Source organism: Mesobacillus zeae (assembly GCF_003570705.1).
Taxonomy (GTDB): Bacteria; Bacillota; Bacilli; order Bacillales; family Cytobacillaceae; genus Mesobacillus_C; species Mesobacillus_C zeae.
In genome coordinates this window covers 78798-85487 of sequence record NZ_QWVT01000033.1, presented here as the reverse complement: position 1 = coordinate 85487, position 6690 = coordinate 78798, and the positions used below count along the sequence as shown (strand labels likewise).

Here is a 6690-nt window from a genome sequence, read left to right as displayed (position 1 = left end):
CCAGAAATATCTGGCTGATCTTATATTACGAACGGGTGAAAAGACTCACTATAAAGGGAGTCGCGCTTTATTACACTACCGCGCCGGGGGTCAGGCACGCTTTGGCTGTGCTGTGCTTTAATTGGGTGCTGCGGCTATTTGTCTTTGATTTCAAGCAGTTTTCGGCGGAGATCGTTTTCCATGACAGCGAGATCCTGTTCGGCCTGGCGTCGTTTGCTCCGGCCTTCCTCCTGGATCCGCAGTGTTTCTTCAAGCGTTGTAATCAAGCTTTCCTGCGTTTTCTTCAGCGTTTCGATATCAACCAAACCGCGCTCATTTTCACGCGCTGTCTCAATTGAATTTGTTTTCAGCATTTCTGCATTTTTCATCAAGAGTTCATTCGTTGTTTTCGATACTTGTTTTTGCGCTTCCACGGCATGACGCTGGCGAATCAATGTCAACGCAATTGCCACTTGGTTTTTCCAGAGCGGGATCGCTGTCATGATAGACGACTGGATTTTTTCAGCCAATGCCTGGTTGGTATTCTGGATCAGGCGGATTTGCGGTGCACTCTGAATCGTAATTTCACGGCTAAGCTTTAAATCATGAAGCCTTTTATCCAGCCTGTCGGCAAATTGAATGATGTCATTGACTTCCTGGAACTTCATTTGGTCATTAGATGCCGCTGCAGCCTTTTTCATCTCAGGAATCGTCTTGTTCTGGAGTTCCTCTAGTTTCAGCTCACCAGCAGCAATATATATATTCAACGCATGAAAATACTCTTTATTGTTTTCATATAATTTCTCAAGCATCGCAATATCCGACAAAAGCACATTTTTACTCCGGTCAAGCTTTACGCTAATCCGGTCGATTTGCGCCCCCGTCTTCTGGTATTTTGAAAGGATTTCCTGAATAGACCCTGAAATTTTACCAAACATCCTCGAGAATAAAGACGGCTTGTCTTGCTTCAATTCATCCGGGCTGACTTCATTCAGGCGCTTCATCAAGTCATTGATGATTTCTCCTACCTCACCAACATCCTGCTTTTGCACATGCTCGAGCATGGCGTGAGAAAAAGTCAGAAGCTTTGCTTGAGCTTGGGTTCCATAAGAAATCATCGCCTGGTGATTCGCTGGATCGATCATTTCCGCCAGCTGGTAAGCCTTTTCCCTGTTTTCCTCGGGGATTACATCAATCAGTTTCACCGGCCTGTCCTGCCTTTGCTCCGGCTGTACCTGCTGCGGGGATAGCTGCATTTCTTCATTGCCGAATGGGTTGGCAAGCATATCATCCATCAGGCTGCCGGAATTTTTCAAAAGGGATGGGTTGTTGTTTTCATTCATCGTTATAACCTCCTGCTTTCCTCGCTTTTCCCGGCATCCGCTGGGCGGACCGGCACTTCCACTTTCGACCTTGTTGTTTTATCCGTGTTTATAAAAAAACGCGGGACAATTCCTTCATCCTTGCTTTGGCGGGAAACATCGATGGGCGGATTACCACTCTTAGAATCAACAGTTTCAGCCTCTGATTGAAATCCACCGGTACGGCGTGCCGCTCCAGCTTCAACATTAGGGCCGCTGGTATAACGCGACATTCTAGTTTCAGCCTGTAACCGCGATGTTCTCGAGATTCCAGCCTGCGTCTGCGATGCCCCTGCTTCTGTATGTGCGTTTCCTACTGGTTTTGCGTTGCGATTGCCGGTGCTCCATGTTGCTCTTCTCTCGTTCTGAGTATTGTCGGTGCCCTGCGATGCTTCGTTCTGAGTATTGTCAGCTCTCTGCGATGTTCCCGTCTGCTCCTGGGAACTCCGGTTAGGTTTATCCTCTGCGTTGGCATGATCAGGATTCCACTTGCTCTTCATTTCAAGCCGGGAGCCATTAATTGAGTTTTTCGCAACGTCAATTTCAAAGTTGAGCGTTTCTATATCATCTGACAGAATTTCATATAAATCTTGTTCCACCGTGCGCGTCAGGTCCTCAAGGGTCCAGCGCGTATCAGTCAATGCTTCAGTAATCTCCCTGTTCTTTTTCGGCTGTGACGATAGGAACGCATATTTTTCCGTAAGTTCAAGGACTGAATCCAAATGGGAAAAATAAAAGCGCTCAGCCTTGTAAAAACGCTTAGGCTCTTTTTTTACAATACTATGGATTTTTTTCACAAGACGTACGAGATCAAATCGCTGCTTGATTGTCGGAAGGTGCTTTATGGAATAAACCGATTTTTGTAGCCTGGAGATTTTCCCTTTCGCTTCATCAAGATTTTTGGTGATGTAGCGGTACTCTTTCCTTGTCATTCCATGCTTCTTGAGGAACTTACTCCTCAAAAACAAGCCTGTCAGCCAGAAAAGTGCCAGAGAACCCCCTAACGCTATTCCTGACGAAAAGACAAATGAATTGTTGAATCCAAAATAACTAACGAGCCATATTACAACTGCTGCAGGGCCAGCAATGAATGATCGCAAAATAAACGAGATAAACGGGTTCATCTTATATCGACTCCTGACTTATATTCCTTTATTGTGTTACGAATGGAACAGCAACAATGTTTCACCTGAAAGAAAGAAAATGTGCCCATTTATTCATTCTTCCTTTATTATACAATACATGAAACAACCGCGTCTTTCCACAGACCATATTTGTAAACATTTCTAGGACTTGAGGCTGATTTGGTATTTTTCATTGAATGGTGGATGTCAGAAGTATCAGCGGTGTTGGGGTTACTTATTATCAATGTATGCAGTCCTGTGGAAAATGCCAGATGGCAAAACGTCCAAACATACTAGATTGTTGTTGACTAGGTAGAGAGAAGTTGGGGTTTAGGCTGGAATCAGTCATGCGGGTTAATACTAGTTGCGGGGCTGTCCACCGTGAAAAAATAGGATGTATAAAAAAGGTGCCTGACCCCCTTTACCACTTTAAACCGCCGGGGGTCAGGCACGCTTTAATTAAGTTGGACTTTAACGTTTTAACCCGCTGGGGGTCAGGCACGCTTTAGTTTGGTTCAGCGACTGGGGTTTGGGCGCTTGCCAGCTCTCTCTCGAGTTCTGCCCGGCGTGTCTCTGTTTGTTCTTCGCTCCAGCCAAACTTGTCGGCCATGTAGCGGGTGACGGCTTCTTTGTTCTCCTTGACCGCATGAATATTAAACAGGAGGTCTCCTGTCCTTCTTAAGAAGAAGTCAAGCGGAGTTGCCACCATTTCATGCTCAATCCCGTACACAAGCTTCGCAAACATGACTAGCGGCAAGCCTGATTTTTCCGCCTCTTCCGCATGGCGGCTGAGCAAGCCAAACGCCTCGTGCACATTCGATCCGTAGAATGCCGCAAGCTGGCTGGCCTCGTCTTTTGTCAGCCCGCCTTTCAGCACTTCCTCTGCAGCATTTGCCACAAATCTGCTGAAGTTATCTGATCCGCCAACATCTCCGCCTGAAATCGGAAGATGTTTCGTCTGGCATGGCGCGAACTTTTTCCCTTCCTCTGCTTCAAACTTATTAGAAACTAAGTCGACGATCGTTTCAGCCATCTTGCGGTAACCCGTGAGTTTCCCGCCGGCAATCGTAATCAAACCGGATTGGGACTCCCAAATCTCGTCCTTCCGGGAAATTTCAGATGGATTCTTGCCTTCCTCATGGATTAGCGGGCGAATCCCGGACCAGCTTGACTCGATATCCTTCTCGCTGATCCTTACCTCTGGGAACATGTAGTTAATCGCATTGATCAAGTAATCCATGTCACTGACAGTCATTCTTGGATTTACTTTATCGCTGTCATAAAAAGTATCTGTTGTCCCTACATATGCCTTGCCATTGCGCGGAATGGCAAAAACCATCCTCTTGTCTTTCGTGTCAAAATAAACCGCCTGTTTCAATGGAAAACGCGACTGGTCGATGACAATGTGTGAACCTTTTGATAAAATCAGCTGCTTGCCTTTTTTGGATCCATCTTTTTCACGGATTGTATCTACCCAAGGTCCTGTAGCATTGATAATTTTCTTCGCGCGTACCGTATAGGACTCTCCTGTCAAAAGATCTGATACGATTACGCCGGTTACTCTTCCGTTCTCGTTTACCAAATCCTCGACTTTGCTGTAATTCAATGCCTTTGCACCTTTGTCTACAGCCGCTTTCAGCACTTCAATCGTCAGTCTGGAATCATCCGTCCGGTACTCCACATAGTAGCCTCCGCCTTTTAAGCCCTGTTTTTTAATAAGGGGTGCTTTTTCCAGCGTTTGATCTATGGAAAGCATTGTGCGTCGTTCACTCTTTTTCACACCTGCTAAAAAATCATAGACCCTTAGGCCAATAGATGTTGAAAAGCTCCCGAAAGTCCCGCCCTTGTGAAAAGGAAGCAGCATCCACTCCGGCGTTGTAACATGCGGCCCGTTTTCATAAACGATAGCCCTTTCGCGGCCCACCTCTGCCACAACCTTTACATCTAGCTGTTTTAAATAGCGCAGCCCTCCGTGAACGAGTTTCGTAGACCGGCTAGAAGTCCCTGCTGAAAAATCCTGCATTTCCAAAACCGCTGTTTTCATCCCGCGCGTCGTTGCGTCAAGCGCAATCCCCGCTCCAGTAATTCCGCCGCCAATAACAAGAATGTCAAAGGACTCTCCCTTAAAACTTTTTACGATATCATTGCGTTTCATATTGCTGAACATCGCGATAGCCTCCTTATAATAAAAAGAGACCGCAAAAAACACTACCCGTTAAATTTGGGAATGCTTTGCGGTCTCTCCATATCTCCTGCCGAATATTAACTTGTTTTTAGTGTAACAAAATTGATAATAAAAGAAAAAGAATCTGCTTATAAAAACCGCTGCGGCTCATCTGCCTTCTTTTGCCGAAATGTTTTGTTGAAAAGCATTGAGGCCAAGGTACCCATTTTTCAGGGTTCCTATTTTGGCAGACTGTTTAAAAGGCCCGGCGGTGCGCGTTGCCTTTAAAACAGCTGTTGCTGTTACTGTTGCTCGTGCTTCAACTGGTGTGTACGTTGCTTATTTAAAAAGCTATGATTCGCATTTTGCTTTTTTAAAAAAATGATTTGCATGTTCCTTTTTAAAAAAGATTGCGATGCATATTACCTCTTCAAAAAGCTCTGCTGTGAACCTTGGTTATTCAAAAGCTCTGCTGTGAACCTTGGTTATTCAAAAGCTCTGCTGTAATGCGGGTTTTTGAATAACATTCCTAATCTATCACCCTATTTAAAAGCCATTGCTGCATTGACGGCTTTTTTCCAGCCAGCATAAAGCTGTTCACGGTTTTCTTCAGACATGGTCGGCTCAAATGAACGGTTGATTGCCCACTGTGTCGCGATTTCTTCCTGGCTCTCCCAGAATCCTACTGCAAGGCCCGCGAGATATGCCGCGCCAAGGGCGGTCGTTTCGTTGACGACTGGCCGTTCTACTGGAACGTTGAGAATATCGCTCTGGAATTCCATCAGGAAGTTGTTCATGACCGCTCCTCCATCAACGCGGAGCGTCTTTAGCTCGATGCCGGAATCAGCTTCCATTGCGGAAAGGACGTCCTTCGTCTGGTACGCCAAAGATTCTACTGTCGCGCGGACAAAATGTTCCTTATCAGTACCGCGGGTCAGTCCAAACACAGCGCCTCTTACATCGCTGTCCCAGTAAGGAGTCCCAAGTCCAACAAACGCAGGAACAACATAGACACCATCGGTGGACTCTACTTTTCTAGCATATGCTTCGCTTTCGGAAGCGTTTTTGAGCATTCTTAATCCGTCTCGAAGCCACTGGATTGCAGACCCCGCAACAAAAATACTTCCCTCAAGCGCATACTCCACTTTTCCGTTCAGACCCCATGCAAGCGTGGTCAGCAGCCCGTGCTCCGACTTAACCGCTTTGTCGCCAGTGTTCATAAGCATGAAGCAGCCCGTTCCGTAAGTATTTTTCGCCATGCCTTCTTCGAAGCAAGCCTGGCCGAACAAAGCAGCTTGCTGGTCGCCTGCGGCTCCGGCAATTGGCACTTCTTTTCCAAAGAAATGATAATCGATCGTTTGACCGTATACCTCGGACGATGGCCTTACCTCTGGGAGCATGGATGCAGGAACACCAAGAATTTCAAGAAGCTCCTCATCCCATTTCAGCTCATGGATGTTGTACATCAGAGTTCGTGACGCGTTGCTGTAGTCAGTGACATGGGCACGGCCTCCGGAAAGCTTCCAAATCAGCCAAGTATCGATGGTCCCGAACATCAGCTTGCCTTCGTCAGCCTTCTGCCGGGCACCTTCTACATTGTCAAGGATCCATTTTACTTTTGTTCCTGAGAAATAAGCATCAATCAGCAAACCTGTTTTTTCCCTGAAAAGGTCGTTATGACCTTTCGCTTTCAGTTCATCGCATATTCCGCTAGTCTGGCGGGATTGCCATACGATGGCATTGTAAATGGGAATACCTGTTTCTTTGTCCCATACAACTGTGGTTTCACGCTGGTTCGTTATTCCAATACCCGCAATTTGCTCGGACTTAACATTGGATTCGGATAAGACGCCGGCAATGACAGCAAGAATCGAGCCCCAAATCTCGCTTGCATCATGCTCCACCCAACCCGGCTTCGGGAAGTGCTGCGTAAATTCCTTCTGGGCCACATGCACAGCTTCTCCAGCTTTATTAAAGAGAATCGCACGTGAACTTGTAGTACCCTGGTCCAAAGATAAAATATATTTCTCCACTAAAAATTCCTCCCCTTCATATATATAAC

Annotated in this window: 4 protein-coding genes; all 4 read right to left on the bottom strand. The window is 46.3% G+C overall.

Going from position 1 to position 6690, the window contains the following annotated elements; all coding sequences use genetic code 11:
- Positions 1-134: 134 nt before the first annotated feature.
- Positions 135-1322, bottom strand: coding sequence for a toxic anion resistance protein (locus tag D1970_RS18420; RefSeq protein WP_119114322.1), 1188 nt, complete (start codon positions 1320-1322; stop codon positions 135-137).
- A gap of 2 nt (positions 1323-1324) precedes the next feature.
- The gene (locus D1970_RS23285) at positions 1325-2464 is read right to left on the bottom strand and encodes a 5-bromo-4-chloroindolyl phosphate hydrolysis family protein (RefSeq protein ID WP_119114321.1); all 1140 of its coding nucleotides are present in this window, start codon (positions 2462-2464) and stop codon (positions 1325-1327) included.
- A 505-nt stretch (positions 2465-2969) separates the two neighbouring features.
- Positions 2970-4631: a glycerol-3-phosphate dehydrogenase/oxidase gene (locus D1970_RS18410; RefSeq protein ID WP_119114320.1), complete on the bottom strand. Its 1662-nt coding sequence runs from the start codon at positions 4629-4631 to the stop codon at positions 2970-2972.
- 539 nt (positions 4632-5170) lie between these two features.
- Positions 5171-6661 (bottom strand): glycerol kinase GlpK, encoded by a 1491-nt coding sequence (gene glpK / locus D1970_RS18405; protein WP_119114319.1) that lies wholly within the window; start codon positions 6659-6661, stop codon positions 5171-5173.
- Positions 6662-6690: the final 29 nt, after the last annotated feature.

Excerpts from the sequence above, each read along its gene's own strand:
- D1970_RS23285 (WP_119114321.1), bottom strand. The coding sequence starts at position 2,464 with ATGAACCCGTTTATCTCGTTTATTTTGCGATCATTCATTGCTGGCCCT.
- D1970_RS18410 (WP_119114320.1), bottom strand. The coding sequence starts at position 4,631 with ATGTTCAGCAATATGAAACGCAATGATATCGTAAAAAGTTTTAAGGGA.
- D1970_RS18420 (WP_119114322.1), bottom strand. The coding sequence starts at position 1,322 with ATGAATGAAAACAACAACCCATCCCTTTTGAAAAATTCCGGCAGCCTG.